We start from the raw sequence: 18,370 nt of genomic DNA, 5'->3' as shown, positions 1-18,370 counted from the left end.
TTTTCGTTTTCATCTACAAATTTTCATAAAAAAATTATCATAAAGGCGGTATTGTATAAAAAAACGTCGGTCACAACGTTCTGCCACGATGAATAATAAAAGAAACAATAGATTCTCTTACGGAGAATGATGAACCGTCCGCAGTTTCATAAGAAAATTCTATATTTGCAGCATGAATTTTAAAGATAGAATCATCCGCGCGACAGGCAAAAAGACGCCTTTCCGCCTTATTGTGGTCGATTTAACAGAGACCATGAATGATATCGGTCGCCATCACGACGCCAAGGGTTTTGCACTCAAACTGCTTGCCGAAAACTCTATTGCAAGTATTTTCCTTAGCGCAGGCCTCAAGTTTGCAGGAACCGTTTCCTACGTGACCTCTTTCGGCGGCGAAATCACAAAGATCCAAACCGATTCTACGCCGATGGGCCTTGTCCGCGCCATGATTCCGCAGGCAGAACTCCAAGCAATCGGCGCCAACGAACCCGCGCTTGTGCCACAACATGTAAGCGTTGTCAAGTTGAACGAACTGGGCAAGCGAGTTCACGAAAGTATTATCGAAGCGCCCTCCGTTTCGATGGGTCAAAACCTCGCCACGTACCTGCTCCAGTCCGAACAGATCCGTTCCGCCGTGGGTATCGAAGCGCAGTTCAACAAGCAAGACCCAAGCAGGCTCGACTACGCCGCCGGATTCTATATCGAAGCTTTCCCAGACCTCGAAGACAAGGACATCAACCTGATCGAAGTCATCGTGCAGAATCTCCCGAAGTTCTGCGACATGTATAAAGCAGACAAGGGATTTGACCTCGACGAGCTTTTGGACCAGCTCCGCGGCCCCTACGATATCGAAGTGGTGCGCGAAATCGACCCGAAGCCCTACTGCCCGTGCAGCAAGGACCGCATGCTCGCAACGCTTGCAACGCTCCCGCTCCAGGACCTGCAAGAGCTCAGCAGCGAAAACAAAGATTTGAATGTAGTCTGCGACTTCTGCCGTACAAACTACACGATAACGCCTGCGGATTTGCAAGAAATTATAGACGAGAGAAATGGGCTTTGAGCTATGGGGACGCTTGCTACGCAAGCCACTTCCTACCGCCTACTTCCTACTGTTTACTAACCACTAACCACTAATCACTATGTTTACTAAGCAATGTGTTGTCACTCTTGACCTGGAAGGCGTCCTTGCGCCAGAAATCTGGATTGCCGTCGCCGAAAAGACGGGCATCAAGGACCTCCGCCTCACCACTCGCGACATTCCCGACTACGATGTGCTCATGAAGGGCCGCATCAAGATTCTCGAACGCGAAAATATCAAGCTCTCTGACATCCAGAACGTTATTGCAAATCTCGGACTCCTCGAAGGCGCCCGCGACTTCATGGACACGCTCCGCGACGAAGCCCAGGTAATTATTCTCTCGGATACGTTCCAAGAATTTGCCTACCCCATCATGAAGAACCTCGGATTCCCGACGATTTTCTGCCACAACCTAGTGGTCGAAAACGACATGATCAAGGGCTACCACTTGCGCATGAGCGACCAGAAGACGAAGGTCGTAAAGCACTTGCAGGAACTCAACTTCAAGGTGTTCGCCTCGGGCGATTCCTTCAACGATACGGGTATGCTCAAGCAAGCCGACAAGGGCAGCTTCTTCTGCGCACCGGATTCCATCGTAGCCCAGTTCCCGCAGCTCGAAGCCACGAAGACTTACGCAGAACTTTTGGACAAATTCCACAAGTTCCAAGATTCGCTGTAAATTAGTAGACAGTAGGACAAATGCGTAAACCGAGAGTCGCGCAAAAACTTATTTTGGCATGACCGAGGTTAGCATTTGGTAAATGAGCGTAGCGAATTTACAAGTCGGAAGTAGACAGATTACTGTTTATACAGAAAAAGCCTCGCGATTGCGAGGCCTTTCTGTTAATGACTAACAATTACTTCAAGTTAGGTGTTTCCCAATCAATCCATTCAGACTTCTTGAAGCTGATGGTCTGCGTATTCTTGGAGTAATCAATCTTACCCGTCTTAGCATCCTTGCCGAGCAAGAACTTGTTCATAAAGTCCTTGACTTCGTCGAACTGTCCGTTCGGAAGCTGGCAGTGACCGTGACCGCCTTCCTGGCTGTAGGTGTAATTTTCCGTTGCACCTAGAGCGTCATAAACTTCCTTAGAAGCTTGTCCGCAATAGTTCGACGGAACTTCACCCAACCATTCCTGGCCGGCATTGTCTAGAATGAGGAGCGCACGCGGTGCAACCATGGCCACCAACATGTGCTGGTCGAACGGGAGCGTATTTTCCTTGCCATCGTAGCTCTTGAAGCTAGAAATCATCCACTTGCCTTCGGTACCGGCACTAGCAAGGCCCTGCACAAACTGCTTGCCCTTCTGCTTGTTGACCTGAGCGCCAACACGCCAGAGCGATGCGCCACCGGAACCGGATTCCTGCGGAATCGTAAGTGCGATACGTTCATCGAATGCACCCACGGCAAGAGTACCCTTGCCCCAGCGAGAGCAACCTGTCATGGCGAGGTGCTTTACGTCAATACCCGCTTCCGGAGTCTTTTCGAGAGCGTCGATAATGCGGCTCACGCCCCAAGCCCATGCAATGATGGTGCCCTGACCCTGGTTATAAAGCTGGAAGAACATACCGCCACCGCTTTCGGGAGCGACGTCATCCGGGTTAAACGTAATCTGAGCGATATCAAGACCGTTCGTCGCGTTGCCGAGGCTTCCGCAACCGCCCATCATGCCACCGCCAAAACCGATCATGGCCGGCTTCGGCTTATCCTTCGTACCCGCGTTGCTGATCTTCACGGAGAACGAACCGGATTTGCCCTTGTCAGTCACCTTGATGGTGAGCTTTCCGCCGGAATAGCTGCCTTCGACCTTTTCCGGGTTACGCGGCTTTGTACCGAACATGAGCTTTTCGTACATGGCACCAATTTCTTCACGACGGCACTTCCAATCGGCCTTCGAAGAAATGCGCTTGCCGTCGAGACCCATGAACGGGTCCGGAAGCTTAGCGTTGTTCACGCTCGACGGAATATTGCCAATCTGGCATTCACTGCGGTGGTCTTCGACGAAGTCGTTTGCAGGCTGCGGAGCCGTTTCACTGCTGCTCGATACAACAGGCTTTTCCGCGCTGGAAGACGAGACCTTCGGAGGTGTTACAACAGAACTGCTAGAACGGTGGCTTCTAGAGCTCGAAGATTCCGCCCCTGCGCTAATAGGAGTGGAATCCGATGAACCAATAACTGCACCGCTCGAAGAGCTTTCATTTCCGGCAGAAATTGGACCAATGTCGCCTTGACTCGACGATTCCAAAGAACCATTCGAACTCGAACTAGCATCAAGGCCATCGACTGCACTAGAGCTCAATTCCCCTTCCAGAACATTTCCAGAAGAAGAAGACCAGTACTTTTCAAAGCATTCTTGTGTTGTACATTGCGCGGCAGAAGACACATTGTCATCACCGCACGCCCATAAACCAAAGGCAACTACTGCCATTGGCACTAGATGAGTGTATTTGATCATTATATACCAACCCCAACAACAGCCGTGGATTCGGCAAAATTGTTGTTATGTAAATTAATCTATTTTTAAAAAAAAGAGCATAGTGTAATAACATTTTTGTTGTAACGAATACAACAGCCAAGATACAATGTAAATCCTTTTTTCAATTTCCACGACTTTTAAACTAAAGAACTATTTTTCCATCATATTTTTGGCATATTTACGAAAAAAAGCCGCATAAGTGTTAAAATATTAGATAAATTGAGATTGATGGATCAGGCTAATTTTACAACAAACCAAGAGCACATTGTCAGTGTGCTCCTTAAAAAGAATCCGAAGTTAGACGAAGGGATTCTTAGAAAAGCTATAGCCTTTATCGCCGATGCCCATGATGGTCAATACCGCAAAAGCGGCATGCCCTACACAGAACACCCTTATGAAGTGGCCAAGATTCTTGCCGACTTAAAGCAAGACCAGGCAACGGTACTAGCAGGCTTATTGCACGACGTGGTGGAAGACACCCCACATACCCTCAACGAAATTTCTGAACTTTTTGGCGAAGACACGGCTTTCATGGTCGATGCGGTAACGAAAATTACCGCCGTTCAAGAAGCGAGCAAGACAGCGCAAAAGGCAAGCACCTACCGTAAGCTCATTACGGCCATGGCTAAAGATCCGCGCGTCATCATGATTAAAATCGCAGACCGCATCCACAACATGCGCACCATGCGATACATGAAGCCCGAAAAGCGAAAGATTATTGCACAAGAAACGCTAGACATTTACGTTCCGCTTACCCATAGGTTCGGTCTATATAAACTTAAAACAGAACTTGAAGACTTGAGCTTCAAGTACGTCAATCCGGACGAATACCAAAAGCTTGTCGATGCGCTTATCGAGAACAAGGAAAAGCGCGAAAAATACGTGCAATCCGTGATTGGCCCGCTACAAATCAAGATGGCGCTCGAAGATTTTGACTGCACCATCCAGGGCCGCACCAAGAACATCTACAGCATTTATAACAAGATGCTTGCGCGCGGTTGCGGATTCGAAGACATCTTCGATATTTTTGCCATCCGCATTATCGTCGAAACAATTCCCGAATGCTACCTCGCCCTCGGTTACGTGCACAACCTTTGGACGCCGCTCCAAAGCCGCTTCAAGGACTACATCGCGACCCCGAAGCCGAACCTTTACCAGAGCATCCACACCACAGTCATCGGTCCAGAAAACAAGATGGTCGAAGTCCAGATCCGCACAAAGGACATGGACTTAACAGCCGAAAAGGGATTCGCCGCGCACTGGGCCTACAAGATGGAAACGCAGCACGAAGGCGAAGAGCTCGCCTGGCTCGACCACATGGTAAAGTTGCAATCCGAAATTTCGGACTCCAAGGAATACCTCGACTTCTTGAAAGTCGATTTGAAACCCGAAGGCATGACGGTGTTTACCCCGAAAGGAGCTTCGATTGAACTCCCCGAAGGCGCTATCGTTTTGGACTTTGCATTCGCCGTGCACACGGAGCTTGGCCTGCACTGCATCGGAGCTCGCATCAACGATAAAGTTGTGAGCCTTGATGAACCGGTGCCTCATGGCGCCACAATTCAAGTTCTAAAGAGCCCGAACCAGGAACCGAGCCCGGAATGGCTAAAAATGGTAAAGACCATCAAGGCCAAGCAAGAACTCCGCAAGTGGATGAAGACAAGCATCATCATCCAATCCCGCAGCCTCGGTAAAGAAATCTGGACACGCGAACTTCGCCTTCTCAAAATCGAAAAAGACAAACGCCCCAAAGACGAGGACATCCTCAAGCACTTTGGCATAGTAAGCATCAACGAATTTTTCGAACGCATCGGTCAAGGCGAACTACCACTTCAGGACATCCACCGCTTCTTGAATGGCGGCAACGACATTACAAAAGAAACGGCGGCACTGCGCTTTTACCCGATATTCGGCAAAGACAAAGGAAATACTCTTACCGACGAAATGCCGTTGATGATTGGCCAAGAAACCAGTCTCCTCATCCATTTCTCCAGTTGCTGCGGCCCTGTTCCAGGCGATCGAATTGTCGGCGTCATGCGTCCGCAAATCGGTATCGAAGTGCACAAAAGCGACTGCCCGTGCCTCAAGGATTTTCCGGAAAGTCAACACATTCCGGTCGATTGGAGCGCAGACGTTACAAAGCCATTTACAACGCACCTCACGATTGAAACAGACAACCGAAAGAACTTGCCTCTCAGCATTTTGATGGTCTTGAAAGACGAGAACTTGGCGCTTGACCGCCTAAGCATTGCAAGTGCCCAATACTCAGGCCGTATCCGCATGGAATTCAAGGCGTTCCGCAAGGACCAGGTCGATGCCATTGTGACCAAGATAAGGCAAGTCGAAGGCGTCAGAGGGGTTGAAAAAGCATGATATCGTCCCTACACCATTGCGACTACACACAAAAAAATCGCGCCTTCAACTGCCGTATGAGGAACCGCTATTACGAAGAAGTTTATTATGCTTTCCGTGCGCTGTTCCCAAACGAAATCGCAGATGCGAAAGACTCCTCGCCCGAAGACAACAGTGCCTGGTACCAGCATTTGAGCAAGGATATCAAGCGTTACGAACGACTCTTGATGACTTGTCTCGAATATGCGCAGGCTGCAATCTTTTACGGCAAGGCGGAAAATTCTTCGCTTTACTCTAAGGACAAACGCTGGGGTATTTTGCAAGAAGAAATTTTCCTCGTGCACTTTTTGCAAGAGCTGCTTTCGACAACGCGCTATGTGATTGCGAGGATTGACACAGATAAAGTATTACAGCAATGGAGTGGGGAAATGCAAGGCATGAAATCGAGCCCGGTGGTTTACGGTTTCGTGAGCGACATTCAGGGGAAATTGAACACCATGAATGCCGGAACAATTGATGAATTTAAGGACTTGTTGAAACACGTTTTGGACCGTTTCCAAATTGCAAACACGCTCTTCGGAACCGTCCAGGATTTGCAGAACTTTTATTAGACGAAAGAACGGGCTTTGCCCTATAGACGAGAGACGAAAGAATGTCAGAATATATAATACTATCCATTTTCCTTTTTCTGGGCGCGTTTATCGCGGCGGCGGCAACCGTCACAGGCCTATTGCTAGGCTACCGCACCAAGAATACAAAGAACAAGATGGCACCGTACGAATGCGGTATGGAAACCATCGGCAACGCAAGAATTCAGTTCAAGGTGGGCTACTACCTGTTCGCCTTGCTCTTCCTCGTGTTTGACATCGAAGCGCTGTTCCTCTTCCCCGTCATGATGAACTTCAGGGAAATCATGGCAGGCCACACGGCGCTCCCGCCATCCGTCGTCATTATTGACCTCGTCATCTTTATTGCTATTCTCGTTTCCGGTCTCGCTTACGCCTGGAAGAAAGGAATTCTCAAATGGGAATAATTAATTTCGCTCCAAAAATTTTAGACCCGATTCCCGGTGGAAAATATGTAGTCAACGCAATTGACTACGTAGTCAACTGGGCTCGTGCAAATTCTATTTGGCCTCTGACGTACGGCACAAGCTGCTGCGCCATCGAAATGATGTCGAGTTCTATGGCCCGTTATGACATTGCCCGTTTTGGCTCTGAAGTGTTCCGCTCGTCCCCGAGACAGGCAGACTTGTTTATTTTGGCCGGTACAATTACCCGCCGCATGGCACCTGCCATCCAGATGCTTTGGGAACAAATTCCTGGCCCCAAATACGTGATTGCTATGGGCGCCTGCACCATTAGCGGTGGCCCGTTCATCTACGACAACTATTCCGTTGTCCGTGGTGCACAGAACTTGATTCCGGTCGATGTGTTCGTTCCTGGTTGCCCGCCACGCCCCGAAGCTCTGTTCCACGGGCTCTTGACACTTCGCGATAAGATTTTGCACGAGACATGCCGTAATCCGTGGCAGGTCGGCGAACCGAAAGATGTTTCGACGATGGACCGTTACCGCGAAGCAGCAAAAACTTGGGCCGCTCTCGAAGAAATGAAAGACGAACAGATGGCCGAAGCCCGCGCCAAGTTCAAGGAAGAAAATCCGGACTACAAGAGCGCCTTCAAGCCGATTCGCGTCAAGAAACCGGATTTCCCAGAAGTAGAACGCGTGCCGTTCAAGCGCATGGGTCTTACGCAGCAAGAGCTTTTTGCAAAGCTCCGCGCCAAGTTCCCGAACGTGACAGTGCATACGCGCGGTGAAGACACTCCAGAAGATGTCGTCGCCAAGATGCCTGCGGACTGCCCGCTGGAAGTCATGCTCGAAAAAGAAGACTACTTGAACGTTGTTGAATTTGTCAAGAACGATCCCGAATTCAAGATGAACTACTTGATTGACGTGACCGCCATTGACTACGACGATCACTTCGACATGGTCACGATGCTCCGTAGCCTTGAAATCGGCCACAAGATTTTCCTTTGTGTGCAACTCAAGAAAGACTTCTCCATTGAAGAAGAAAAGCGCCCGACATCGCTCCTTGCAAGTGTTCCATCCATCACGCACCTTTACCCCGGTGCCGAAGTCAAGGAACGCGAAGTTTACGACATGTTCGGCATCAAGTTTGAAAATCACCCCGACCTTCGCCGCATATTCCTCGACAAGGACTTCGTGGGTTATCCGCTCCGTAAAGACTTTACCCACCCGGAAATGATCAGGAGGCCTATATGAGTCATCAGTTACCTCCGGGATTTCGCCTCGAACGCAAATCGAATACTGAAGAATTTTTTATCAACATGGGTCCGCAGCACCCAAGTACTCACGGTGCATTGCGTCTCACGCTCCGCATGGATGGTGAAACCATCGTAGAACTTGTCCCGCACTTTGGCTATATCCACCGCGGTATGGAAAAGCAAGCGGAATCGATGAGCTATTTGCAGTACATCGCCATGTCGGACCGTCAAGACTATTTGACCGCTATCCAGAACAACTTGGGCGTTGTCATCGCTCTTGAAAAAGGCATGAACGTAGGCGTTCCGCTCCGCGGCGAATACATCCGCGTGATGCTCCAAGAACTTGGACGTATTGCATCGCACTTGGTGTTCTACGGTTGCTTTGGCGGTGACCTTGGCGGACAAACATGCTTGCTCTTCGGCTTCAAGGAACGTGAAATGATTCACGACATCCTCGAAGAAGTGACTGGTTCTCGCCTTACGACGAACTTCTTTAGACCGGGCGGAAGCCGCTATGACGTTCCCGATACGTTTATTCCGCGCGTGAAAGCGTTCCTCGACCACATGGAAGATACGATGAAGGATTACGAGAGGTTCCTTTCGAAAAACATCATTGTATTGGAACGCAGTATCGGCATTGGCGTTCTTTCCAAAGAAGATGCCATTGCCTACGGTTGCTCTGGCCCTGTGCTCCGCGCGAGCGGCGTGAACTTTGACGTGCGCCGTGCAAACCCGTACAGCATTTACGACCAGTTCGACTTTGAAGTTCCCGTATTCCAAAACGGCGACTGCTACGACCGCTACAAAATCCGCATTGCAGAGATTCACGAATCTATGAAGATTCTGCGCCAGTGCGTTGAAAAGTTCCCAGAAGGTCCGTGGCGTTCCAAGGAAAAGCCGGTGCGACTCCCCGTGGGCCGCTACTACAGCGAAATCGAAACCGCAAAGGGCCTTTACGCTACTTACGTTGTCGCCGCAACAACCGGTGAAAAGCCGTACCGCATCCATACACGCGGCCCAAGCTTCCCGCATATTGCAGCGATTAACAAGATGGCTCAGGGCCACAAAATTTCGGACCTCGTGACCATCATGGCAACTCTTGACCCCGTGATTCCAGAAATTGACAGGTAGTTTATGTTTGTACCTTCAGTAACACATCCTATTGGCGATTTTGTCCGCGACTTGGTACCGCGCATTGCAGAATATCTGCCGGCAAGCATCCAGTCCGACACGCTCAACAGCGTTATCGCGTTCCTCATTAACGCCGTGATTTGCATTATCGCGGTTTGCATCGTGAACATCGGTTCTGCCCCAATTCTTATTTACATGGAACGCAAGGTTTGCGCCCACGTGCAATGCCGTTTGGGCCCGATGCGACTCGGTTGGCACGGAACGATCCAAACCATCGCAGACGTGATCAAGATGCTCTTCAAGGAAGTGTACGCTCCCAGCGGTGCAGACAAGCTCATGTTCTACTTGGCTCCGCTCATCGTCTTGATTGCACCGTTTATCGTTTGCGCCTTGATTCCATTCGACAAGAACCTTGTCGTGGCCGACGTTTCCATGGGCATTCCGCTCATTATCGCGGTGAACGGCTTTGGCGTGCTCGGCATTTTGCTTGGCGGCTGGAGCAGTAACAACAAGTATTCCTTGCTCGGAGCCCTCCGCAGTGGCGCCCAGATGATCAGCTACGAAATTTCGTTTGCGATGATCCTTTTGTTCGTCGTCATGATTTCGGGTTCCACGAACCTCATGAGCATCACGATGGGCCAGGAAGGAACGATTTTTGACTGGTGGATTTTCAAGATTCCAGTCCTCGGTTTCATTGCCTTTATTTTGTTCTTTATTTCGAGCACCGCCGAAATGAACCGCGCTCCCTTCGACATTGCCGAAGCAGAACAGGAACTCACCGGTGGTTACCACACGGAATACAATGGCACCCCGTTTGCCATGTTCTACCTCGCCGAATACATCGCCCTCATCACGAACTCCGCCCTTGCGACCACATGCTTCCTCGGTGGATTTTTCCCGCCGTGCGTGGGCATTGACGCTATCGACAACGTTTTGAAGATGGTGCCTGGCGTCGTGTGGTTCTTCGCAAAGATTTACTTTATGGTCTGGTGCTACATGATGGTCCGCTGGACGTTTGTGCGCCCGCGAGTCGATCAGCTCATGGACTTCGAATGGAAATTCCTTTTGCCGGTAAACCTAGTGTTGCTCGTCGCTGGCGCAGCCTTTATCGCAATTGGTGGTTAGTTTATGCAAGAAAAGATTTCAACATTACAATATATCAAGCGCTACTTGAAGCGTTGCATCACGGGTCCGTGGAGCCTTATTTGCGGATTGTCCGTGACGCTCAAGTACTTTTTCAACCCGAAGCGCATCGTTACGGAACAATATCCCGAAAACAGAAAGACGCTCAAAATGCACGACCGCTACCGCGGCCGCCTCGAAATGATTGAAGATGCAGACGGCAACAACCACTGCACCGCTTGCGGCATGTGCGAACGCGCCTGCCCGAACGCCTCCATCAACGTGCTTGCCACAAAGAACATTGCCGGCAAGAAGGTTCTCGGGCGCTATGTCTATCACTTTGCAAGCTGCACCCAGTGCGGCCTCTGCGTAGAAGCCTGCCCGTTTGGAGCCATCCAGATGAGCCCCGCTTTCGAAGTGGCGACAACCGACCCCAACGATCTCGAAATGATTTTAAATAAGAAGGAGGGACAAGGTTAATGTTCCCGGATTTACCTTTATCATTCCCGATGGGAGGCATGGACATTGCGTTCTATGTCGTCGCACTCGTGATATTGTTGACCGCGGTTTGTTGCGTTGCCGTGAAGAACATCTTGCAGAGTGCCGTGTTCCTCATCTTTAGCTTTGTCACGACGGCTATTCTCTACATGCTCATGCACGCAGAATTCATTGCGCTTGCCCAGGTGATGGTTTACGTGGGCGGCGTCGTGATTTTCGTGGTGTTTACGATTCTTCTCACAAGCCATTTGGGAGAAGACGCCTTCTCGACAAAGATGCCGCGAATTTTCACGGCGTTCGTACTCTCCATCGCGTTTGTATTCGTGATGGTCAAGTGCGTTTTACCGACTCCGGATTTGGCAAGCGGCATCGTGAACTCCCCCGCCGACTATTCTTCACTCCAGAACTTCGCCTTGCGCTTGCTTGGTAACGATCCCAACGGATTCATCATCCCGTTTGAAATCGTGAGCGTGCTCCTCCTGATGACGCTCATTTGCGCTATCACAATCGCCCGCCGCACCAAGGAAGATGCCGAAGAGGAGGTTTCTAAATGAACCTTTTGAATTGTTTGATTCTCGCCTTTTTGCTGTTCGGGATTGGCGTTTGGGGCCTCATGCGCCGCCGCCATCTCATCGGCATGCTCATTTCCATTGAGCTCATGCTGAATGCAGCAAACATCAACTTTATCAGTTTTGCCTACTTCACCGCACACGATGCGACTGCAGGCGCTCTGTTCAGTATCTTTGTCATTGCCGTGACGGCTTGCGAAATGGCCATCGCCCTTGCGATTATCGTGACCATGTACCGCCGCCACAAGAGTCTTGACGTTGACCAGTTGAGGGACCTCCATGATTGATGATATCACTCTCGGCTATTTGATTCTATTGTTCCCGCTCATCACGTTCGTCGTGAACGGGCTTTTCCTCGGAAACAAGTGCGCCAAAGCCGCCGCGATTTTCGCAGTCCTCTGCAACGGCCTTGCCTTTGCCGCCGCAGGCACACTCGCCTTCCATTACTTCAGTTCGGACTTCGCTCCACAAAAAGCAATTCTGTTCGACCATACGTTCATTCCGTTCGTGGGTGACCTTGTCGCAAGAATCGGCATGCTCATCGACCCGCTCTCCGTGATGATGCTCGTGGTGGTGACGTTCATCAGCTTCATGGTGAACATCTACAGCATCGGCTACATGCGCGAAGACCGCGCCGCCGGGCGATTCTTTGCATTGCTCTCGCTGTTCAGCTTCAGCATGCTCGGACTCGTCATTGCAACAAACCTTTTCCAGATGTTCATCTTTTGGGAACTGGTGGGCGTTTCGAGTTACTTGCTCATCGGTTTCTGGTACCACAAGCCAAGCGCCGTGAGCGCCTCCAAGCAGGCATTCATCCTCACCCGCTTTGCCGATAGCTTTTTCTTGCTCGGCATTGTGCTTGTAAGCTATGTCGTCGGGAGCTTCGACTTTTCAACGCTCAATTCGCTTAGCCTCATCAATTTCCAAAATGAATTCATCAACCTTGGCCTTGTGACAGTCCCCAAGTCCGAAGCACTCGTTCTCGGTTCCATCTTGATTTTCACCGGTGGCTGGGGCAAGTCCGCCATGTTCCCGATGCATATTTGGCTCCCGAATGCGATGGAAGGTCCGACTCCGGTCAGCTCGATCATTCACAGTGCAACGATGGTGGTCGCAGGCGTTTATTTGGTCGCTCGTCTGTTCCCGTTCTTTGCCATTTGCGATAACGCCCTCACGCTTATCATGTGGGTGGGCGCATTCACTATGGTCTTTGCAGCGGTTATCGCCTGTACGCAAAAGGACATCAAGCGCATTCTCGCCTACTCCACGCTTTCGCAGCTCGGTTACATGATGTTTGCGCTTGGCGCTTGCAAGATTGGGCAAGTCGTTGCCGTTACCGGTTGGACTGCTTCGACGTTCCACATCTTTACGCACGCTTTCTTCAAGTGCAGCTTGTTCCTCATCGCCGGTAGCTTGATCCATCAAGTCGGCACGAACGACCTCGATGCCATGGGCGGTCTCGGCAAGAAGATGAAGCTCACTTACGCTTGCACGCTTATTTCGATTCTCGCGATTTCGGGCATTCCGCCGTTCTCCGGATTCTTCTCCAAGGACGAAATCATTCTCGCCGCATTCCAAGGGCACCATTACGTTGTCTTCGGGCTTGCGCTCCTCACGAGCGGGCTCACGACATTCTACATGTTCCGCTTGTTCTTCCTCGCCTTCCACGGCGCTCCGCGTCACGAAGGCGTCAAGGCTGGCCATGTGCACGAAGATTTCGCCATGACACTCCCGATTGCCATTCTTGCGATACCCGCACTTGCAAGCGGATTTGCCGCCCAGCCCCTTTTCGAAAAGTTCTTTGTGCCGGGCCAATTGCATGTGCCGCAACTCATGAGGCTTGAACATGCCGAATGGATTCCGTATGTAGCCGTCGGCATTGCAGTCGTAGCGCTCGTCATCGCTTGGTTACTTTACGCAAGCCCATGGGCAAAAGTCCAGCGCGCTCTCGACGAAACGAACCGCAGCGGCATTTACAAAGTTATTTACCACAAGTTCTACTTCGATGAAATGTACTACGCCGTTGTCCGCCAGTTCATCTTTGGCGGTATCGCCCGCGTTGCCCGCGCATTCAACGATTACGTGATTGAAGGACTCCTCGCCTTTACGGTCTGGTTTGTCCACAAGCTCGGTGACTTGGTCCGTTTTGCCCAGGCCGGATACTTGCCGTTCTATTTGGGCACATTGATTGTTGGCGTTCTCCTTTGGCGATTCTTCGGCCAGCTTCCCCTGTAAGGCGCACCCATGAATACAATACTTTTTAACTCCATTTGGGTCCTCCCCCTCTTAACGGTTCTCGCCTGCGTACTGATTCCCGTCACGTACGAAAAAACGCTCCGAACCATCCACGTCACGTCGGCAACGATTGTTCTTGCAATTGTCTGCTACTTGACTTATGCCGTCTATGCCCTCTCGGGAACACCGACCGATCCGGCAGCCGCACCGCTTGCGCTCCGCTTCTTCACGGATATTCCGTGGCTTTCGATGTTCAATGCCCATTACATTGTCGGCGCTGACGGTCTCAACATGCTGTTGCTTGCGCTCACGGCGTTCATCGTCTGGGCTGGCGTGCTTGTAAGCCTCAAAATCAAAGGGAATCAAAAGATTTTCTTTGCACTTATCCAGCTTTTAGCAACAAGCGTTTACGGCGTCTATATGAGCTTTGACTTGGTGCTTTTCTTTGTGTTCTACGAAATGGAAGCACTTTGCATGTACTTGATGATCGCCTGCTACGGCAGCGGCAAGCGCGATTACGGTGGTAAAAAGCTCACCTTGACACTCGCGTTTGGCTCTTCGATGATTCTTGCGACGCTTTTCGGGCTTTTCTTCGAAAGCGACGCTACCAGCTGGAACCTCATTGAAATTGCAAAGACGACTCTCCCGATGGATTTCCAGATGTGGGCCTTCCCGCTCATGTTCATGGGATTCGCCGTTTCAAGTTCGCTCTTCCCGTTCCACTTCTGGAGCCCGGACGGTCACTCCGCCGCACCGACCGCCGTTTCGATGCTCGCTGCCGGCGTCATGATGAAAATGGGAGCCTACGGATGCCTCCGCGTTGCCATGTTCCTCATGCCCGAAGCCGCCAAGATTTGGCTCCCGTACGTTGTAGCGCTCCTTATCTTTAACGTGGTTCTCGGCCCGTTCATCGCCATTCGCCACAAAGATCTCAAGTACATCACCGCTTACAGTTCCATCAGCCACTTGGGTCTCATCTTCTTAGGCCTTGCCGCCATGACGCCCATTGGACTTCGCGGCGCTAGCCTCCAGATGATTTCTCACGGCTTCTTGACAGGCCTCTTCTTTGCCACCATCGGCATGATTTACGAACGCACCCACACCCGCGATATCACGGAAATGGGCGGTATCATGCGCAAGATGCCGTTCCTTGGCGTTGGCTTTGTGCTTGCCGGTTTCGCAGGGCTCGGCCTCCCGGGCTTTAGCGGATTCATCGCCGAAAGCACCATCTTCATTGGCGCATTCCAGCAAGATTCCACGCTCACGCGCATCGTGACGATTCTCGCCATTCTCTCCATCACGACGACCGCCGTCTACATTCTGCAAACCGCGAACCGTATGCTTCACGGCCCGCTCCCGCAGAAGTACGAAGGCCTCACCGATGGATGCTTCCGCGAAAAGTTGGTCATCGTCGTTCTCGTTGCCTGCTTGTTGTTCATCGGTGTTTGCCCCGGCTGGATTTCGGAACTCCTGGACCAGAGCATAGCTCCGATTTTTGAAAAGATTTCATCGGCAGGTTTATAGTAGGTTTAATTATGACAAATTTTGCAATTCCAAACTTCATTCTACCTGACGTCTTGCTGCTGATTTTCCCGTTCGTCGTGATTGGGATACGCCTTTTCGTGACTACACAATCCAAGGTCCCTTGGCGTATGGCAAACATCGGCTTTATCGCCATTTTCCTCTTACTGAACTTCATCCCGCTCGCCAGTGGCAACGGCAAGTTCTTTATCTGCAACTGGAAAGTGGACGACTTTGGTGTGCTCATGCGCGAAGTGCTCATGGTGAGCGCTCTGCTTGGCATGTGGCTTTCCAAGGATTACTTTGAACACGGAGCCGACAAAAAGCCGCCTATGCACCAGATTGCCGAATTCATCGGAGCCATCGCATTTGCGACATTCGGCGGATTCACGGTCGTGAGTGCTTGCGACTTGCTCACATTCTTCCTCGGCCTCGAAATCGCAACCATCCCAATGTACGCTCTTGCCGCCTGGAACAAACGTGACCAGTACGGTTCCGAAGCCGCCACCAAGTACATCTTGATGGGCTCTGTAGCAACGGCATTTGAACTGTTCGGCTTCAGCTACCTCTACGGTTTCTCCGGGAGCCTCCACTTCAACGAAATCCAGGCCGCTGTCGCAAGCGGTTCTAGCCCGCTCTTGTGGATTGCCGTTCTGTTCCTCTTCTGCGGAATCGGTTTCAAGCTCACGCTGTTCCCGTTCTACACCTGGGCTCCGGACGTTTATGAAGGCGCCCCGACGCCGGTAACCGCCGTGCTTTCTGTGACATCGAAGGCAACCGCCATTGCATTCCTCGTCGTGCTCGTCTATGGCCCGCTCTCCCCGATTCAAGACAAGATGGCACCGCTCATTGCGCTCCTCGCAGGTGTCACGCTCTTTGTCGGAAACCTCGGTGCTTTAAAGCAGAGCCGCCTCCGCCGCTTCATGGCTTACAGCTCAATCGCTCAGGCCGGTTACATCATGGTCGCCTTGCTTGGCCCTGCAACAACCGCAAAAACAGCCATCATCTATTACCTCTTTGTCTATGCCGTTTCGAACTACCTCGCCTTCTTCGTGTTCGGCATTATCGGGCATCACCGCGAAGAAACATTCCAGTCGCTCCGTGGACTTTCTAAGCAGAACCCGAGCCTTGGCATTGCCCTTGCGATTTCGATGTTCAGCTTGGCAGGCATTCCGCCTCTCGCCGGATTCTTCGGCAAGTTCCACCTGTTCTTCAGCGGAGCCTCAACGGGCCATTACGCGCTCGTCGCATTTGCTGTTTTAAACAACGTCATTGCGCTCTTCTACTACTTGCAGCTCATCAAGGCCGCTTGGGTCGATGAACCGGATGGACACCTCACTCCGCTCCGCCTCACCAAGCGCCAGCGCGAAGTGATCATTCTCTTGAGCGCCGCCGTGATCGTTCTCGGATTCCTGCCGTTCCTGAGCAATAACATCTTTGCCGGATTTATGAATTAAGCAAGCTGAAAGGTATGGATTCTCCTAACGGAGAATGACAATAACATTTTTGTCCCCGATTTGGTCGGGGGCATTTTTTTCGTTTAAAAGTTATTCTTTTTCTGACTTGACTTCGCTCCATTTGGCGTTATTGCCGATGTTGCGGATTAGGCGGAAACCGCCGGAATAACCTGTATATCGATCCTCAGAACGATAACTATAGTTTATCCTTTTCCAATCGTGAAAAAGGCCTCCACCCTTCAAACAAGACGGACAATTTTCGCCTTCTTTTAAACAATATGGACAATCTCCTGGACGGCATATTTCCGCTCTCTCAGGTCCACCTGGATTAATCATTATATAGGAATTAGGTCTTAACCAATTGTGATCTTCTAAAAGAACGTGTTCTTCCACCAAGCCCAAAACATCATATAGACCATAACCATTAGGCAGCAACTGACCTACAGGTTCTGTTTTTACATGTTCCTTATATTTGGCAAATCTTGCATATTTTGTAACGTCTTTAATTTTAGTGGAATTATTGCACCAAGGCGTCATGGCCTTTTTTTCTCCACCACGAGCAAGCATCATCCATTCGTCATAATATGGAAGCCGATAACCATCAGAAGTTGAATCTATGCTAACAAGAATTGCTTTTTCTTTATGATTAGAAAAATCATAAGACATAATGACATATTGATGCCTTGGTCCTTTGCGTTGTTTAGTATAGTCACGATAGTGAATTGCAACATATTGATATCGCGGATTGATTATTGAATCGTCATATTCACCTGATTCAGGTTCAATTATTTTTATATTTCTATACTTTGTCGCAGAAAATTTATAATACGGTTTTAGTCCTTCTCGAATGCTGCGCGCATTGGCATACATCATTGCCATATACAAAGAAATCATATTTGCTGCAGAATCATGAGCATCGCATTTTTTTTCGTTACGCATGCTAGACTTTTTTCTTTCAGACCATTCTTTTTCAATCTGATGATTCTTTGGATTTAAGGGAATTTCATCCCACATCAACTGTGTAATTTCGCAATTGGTAACTGGGTATTCATCTACTAGATAAGTTCCTGTAACAGACACTATCTTTGTGTCAGACGCAGGCATTTGAAACTGATCATTTCCGTATAAAGTTTCTTCATTTTTGAAGTTCAAATACTTCATGCCGACGACCAGATTGATTTTATAGGATATGTCTAAGTCGGAAAACAGCACGTTAATTGGGTAGACACCAATAAGCGTTGGAACTTGAACTTTTAAGCAAGAATCGTTTAGAACTTCAGTATCCAGCGAGGTTTCCCACGTGCGGACTTTTGTGTCAATACAAACCTTGAGAGAATCATTCTTTTCAACTTCAAGCCAACTTTCGGCTTTTAAAGAACCTCGATTTAAAGCGATATATTTTTCCCTATCTGAGCAGGCTGTACAAAATAGTGTGCAAGCCATACAGAGGAATATCGCCGCAAGAGAAGCTATTTTCATTCCAACATGATAATTCATATGACGGAATATACAAAACACGAGTAGATATAAAAAAGTAATCCCCGCCTAATGATGTGAACCCCGAAAGTTGGACACAACTTTCGGGGTTTTCATGTATAAGAAACACACAGAAGAAGAGTGGGCAAAAGCCTTGGAAATGTTCCAAGAG

General features: G+C 50.0%; 16 protein-coding genes. 14 read left to right on the top strand and 2 right to left on the bottom strand.

Going from position 1 to position 18,370, the window contains the following annotated elements:
* The first annotated feature begins 172 nt into the window (after window positions 1-172).
* Both HUF13_RS12400 and thrH read left to right on the top strand, forming a co-directional pair.
* Window positions 173-1,057, top strand: coding sequence for an Hsp33 family molecular chaperone HslO (locus tag HUF13_RS12400; RefSeq protein ID WP_173475426.1), 885 nt, complete (start codon window positions 173-175; stop codon window positions 1,055-1,057).
* A 79-nt stretch (window positions 1,058-1,136) separates the two neighbouring features.
* Entirely contained in the window at window positions 1,137-1,754 is a 618-nt protein-coding gene (gene thrH / locus HUF13_RS12395) for a bifunctional phosphoserine phosphatase/homoserine phosphotransferase ThrH (protein WP_173475425.1), read from the top strand.
* A gap of 178 nt (window positions 1,755-1,932) precedes the next feature.
* Here the strand turns inward: thrH and HUF13_RS12390 are convergent, their stop codons facing one another.
* A complete protein-coding gene (locus HUF13_RS12390) occupies window positions 1,933-3,504 on the bottom strand; it encodes a hypothetical protein (RefSeq protein ID WP_304039131.1) in 1,572 nt (523 codons plus the stop codon).
* Window positions 3,505-3,780: 276 nt separating this feature from the next.
* On the opposite strand from HUF13_RS12390, the gene HUF13_RS12385 reads away from it, so the two are divergent.
* The 12 genes from HUF13_RS12385 to HUF13_RS12330 are packed head-to-tail and all read left to right on the top strand — an operon-like array spanning window position 3,781 to window position 16,722.
* Window positions 3,781-5,925 (top strand): bifunctional (p)ppGpp synthetase/guanosine-3',5'-bis(diphosphate) 3'-pyrophosphohydrolase, encoded by a 2,145-nt coding sequence (locus HUF13_RS12385; RefSeq protein ID WP_173475423.1) that lies wholly within the window; start codon window positions 3,781-3,783, stop codon window positions 5,923-5,925.
* Entirely contained in the window at window positions 5,922-6,515 is a 594-nt protein-coding gene (locus HUF13_RS12380; protein ID WP_173475422.1) for a hypothetical protein, read from the top strand. The genes HUF13_RS12385 and HUF13_RS12380 overlap by 4 nt, the downstream gene beginning before the upstream one ends.
* A 41-nt stretch (window positions 6,516-6,556) precedes the next feature.
* The gene (locus HUF13_RS12375; RefSeq protein WP_173475421.1) at window positions 6,557-6,937 is read left to right on the top strand and encodes an NADH-quinone oxidoreductase subunit A; all 381 of its coding nucleotides are present in this window, start codon (window positions 6,557-6,559) and stop codon (window positions 6,935-6,937) included.
* Window positions 6,928-8,187 (top strand): NADH-quinone oxidoreductase subunit NuoB, encoded by a 1,260-nt coding sequence (gene nuoB / locus HUF13_RS12370; RefSeq protein ID WP_173475420.1) that lies wholly within the window; start codon window positions 6,928-6,930, stop codon window positions 8,185-8,187. Before HUF13_RS12375 ends, nuoB begins: the two co-directional genes overlap by 10 nt.
* Window positions 8,184-9,320 (top strand): NADH-quinone oxidoreductase subunit D, encoded by a 1,137-nt coding sequence (locus HUF13_RS12365; RefSeq protein WP_173475419.1) that lies wholly within the window; start codon window positions 8,184-8,186, stop codon window positions 9,318-9,320. Before nuoB ends, HUF13_RS12365 begins: the two co-directional genes overlap by 4 nt.
* Window positions 9,321-9,323: 3 nt before the next feature.
* Complete coding sequence (locus HUF13_RS12360; RefSeq protein WP_173475418.1) at window positions 9,324-10,445, top strand: complex I subunit 1 family protein; 1,122 nt, start codon at window positions 9,324-9,326, stop codon at window positions 10,443-10,445.
* A gap of 3 nt (window positions 10,446-10,448) precedes the next feature.
* Entirely contained in the window at window positions 10,449-10,922 is a 474-nt protein-coding gene (locus tag HUF13_RS12355) for an NADH-quinone oxidoreductase subunit I (protein ID WP_088640192.1), read from the top strand.
* Window positions 10,922-11,494: an NADH-quinone oxidoreductase subunit J gene (locus tag HUF13_RS12350; protein ID WP_173389809.1), complete on the top strand. Its 573-nt coding sequence runs from the start codon at window positions 10,922-10,924 to the stop codon at window positions 11,492-11,494. Before HUF13_RS12355 ends, HUF13_RS12350 begins: the two co-directional genes overlap by 1 nt.
* Complete coding sequence (gene nuoK, locus HUF13_RS12345; protein WP_014546971.1) at window positions 11,491-11,796, top strand: NADH-quinone oxidoreductase subunit NuoK; 306 nt, start codon at window positions 11,491-11,493, stop codon at window positions 11,794-11,796. The genes HUF13_RS12350 and nuoK overlap by 4 nt, the downstream gene beginning before the upstream one ends.
* Window positions 11,789-13,744: an NADH-quinone oxidoreductase subunit L gene (nuoL, locus tag HUF13_RS12340; RefSeq protein WP_173475417.1), complete on the top strand. Its 1,956-nt coding sequence runs from the start codon at window positions 11,789-11,791 to the stop codon at window positions 13,742-13,744. The genes nuoK and nuoL overlap by 8 nt, the downstream gene beginning before the upstream one ends.
* Window positions 13,745-13,753: 9 nt before the next feature.
* Complete coding sequence (locus tag HUF13_RS12335; RefSeq protein ID WP_173475416.1) at window positions 13,754-15,268, top strand: NuoM family protein; 1,515 nt, start codon at window positions 13,754-13,756, stop codon at window positions 15,266-15,268.
* Window positions 15,269-15,279: 11 nt separating this feature from the next.
* On the top strand, window positions 15,280-16,722 hold the full coding sequence (locus HUF13_RS12330) for an NADH-quinone oxidoreductase subunit N (protein ID WP_173475415.1): 1,443 nt from the start codon (window positions 15,280-15,282) through the stop codon (window positions 16,720-16,722).
* Between the two features lie 90 nt (window positions 16,723-16,812).
* On the opposite strand, the gene HUF13_RS12325 is transcribed toward HUF13_RS12330, so the two are convergent.
* Complete coding sequence (locus tag HUF13_RS12325) at window positions 16,813-18,201, bottom strand: SUMF1/EgtB/PvdO family nonheme iron enzyme (RefSeq protein WP_173475414.1); 1,389 nt, start codon at window positions 18,199-18,201, stop codon at window positions 16,813-16,815.
* Window positions 18,202-18,370: the final 169 nt, after the last annotated feature.

It is taken from the genome of Fibrobacter succinogenes (genome assembly GCF_902779965.1).
Taxonomy (GTDB): Bacteria; Fibrobacterota; Fibrobacteria; order Fibrobacterales; family Fibrobacteraceae; genus Fibrobacter; species Fibrobacter succinogenes_F.
Note: the sequence above shows the minus strand (reverse complement) of the source record. Positions and strands in the feature narration are given on the sequence as shown.

Coding starts and splice junctions, on each gene's coding strand:
- HUF13_RS12375 (WP_173475421.1), top strand. CDS start 6,557: ATGTCAGAATATATAATACTATCCATTTTCCTTTTTCTGGGCGCGTTT.
- nuoB (WP_173475420.1), top strand. CDS start 6,928: ATGGGAATAATTAATTTCGCTCCAAAAATTTTAGACCCGATTCCCGGT.
- thrH (WP_173475425.1), top strand. CDS start 1,137: ATGTTTACTAAGCAATGTGTTGTCACTCTTGACCTGGAAGGCGTCCTT.
- HUF13_RS12330 (WP_173475415.1), top strand. CDS start 15,280: ATGACAAATTTTGCAATTCCAAACTTCATTCTACCTGACGTCTTGCTG.
- HUF13_RS12390 (WP_304039131.1), bottom strand. CDS start 3,504: ATGGCAGTAGTTGCCTTTGGTTTATGGGCGTGCGGTGATGACAATGTG.
- HUF13_RS12365 (WP_173475419.1), top strand. CDS start 8,184: ATGAGTCATCAGTTACCTCCGGGATTTCGCCTCGAACGCAAATCGAAT.
- nuoK (WP_014546971.1), top strand. CDS start 11,491: ATGAACCTTTTGAATTGTTTGATTCTCGCCTTTTTGCTGTTCGGGATT.
- HUF13_RS12385 (WP_173475423.1), top strand. CDS start 3,781: ATGGATCAGGCTAATTTTACAACAAACCAAGAGCACATTGTCAGTGTG.
- HUF13_RS12380 (WP_173475422.1), top strand. CDS start 5,922: ATGATATCGTCCCTACACCATTGCGACTACACACAAAAAAATCGCGCC.
- HUF13_RS12335 (WP_173475416.1), top strand. CDS start 13,754: ATGAATACAATACTTTTTAACTCCATTTGGGTCCTCCCCCTCTTAACG.
- HUF13_RS12400 (WP_173475426.1), top strand. CDS start 173: ATGAATTTTAAAGATAGAATCATCCGCGCGACAGGCAAAAAGACGCCT.
- nuoL (WP_173475417.1), top strand. CDS start 11,789: ATGATTGATGATATCACTCTCGGCTATTTGATTCTATTGTTCCCGCTC.
- HUF13_RS12325 (WP_173475414.1), bottom strand. CDS start 18,201: ATGAAAATAGCTTCTCTTGCGGCGATATTCCTCTGTATGGCTTGCACA.
- HUF13_RS12355 (WP_088640192.1), top strand. CDS start 10,449: ATGCAAGAAAAGATTTCAACATTACAATATATCAAGCGCTACTTGAAG.
- HUF13_RS12350 (WP_173389809.1), top strand. CDS start 10,922: ATGTTCCCGGATTTACCTTTATCATTCCCGATGGGAGGCATGGACATT.
- HUF13_RS12360 (WP_173475418.1), top strand. CDS start 9,324: ATGTTTGTACCTTCAGTAACACATCCTATTGGCGATTTTGTCCGCGAC.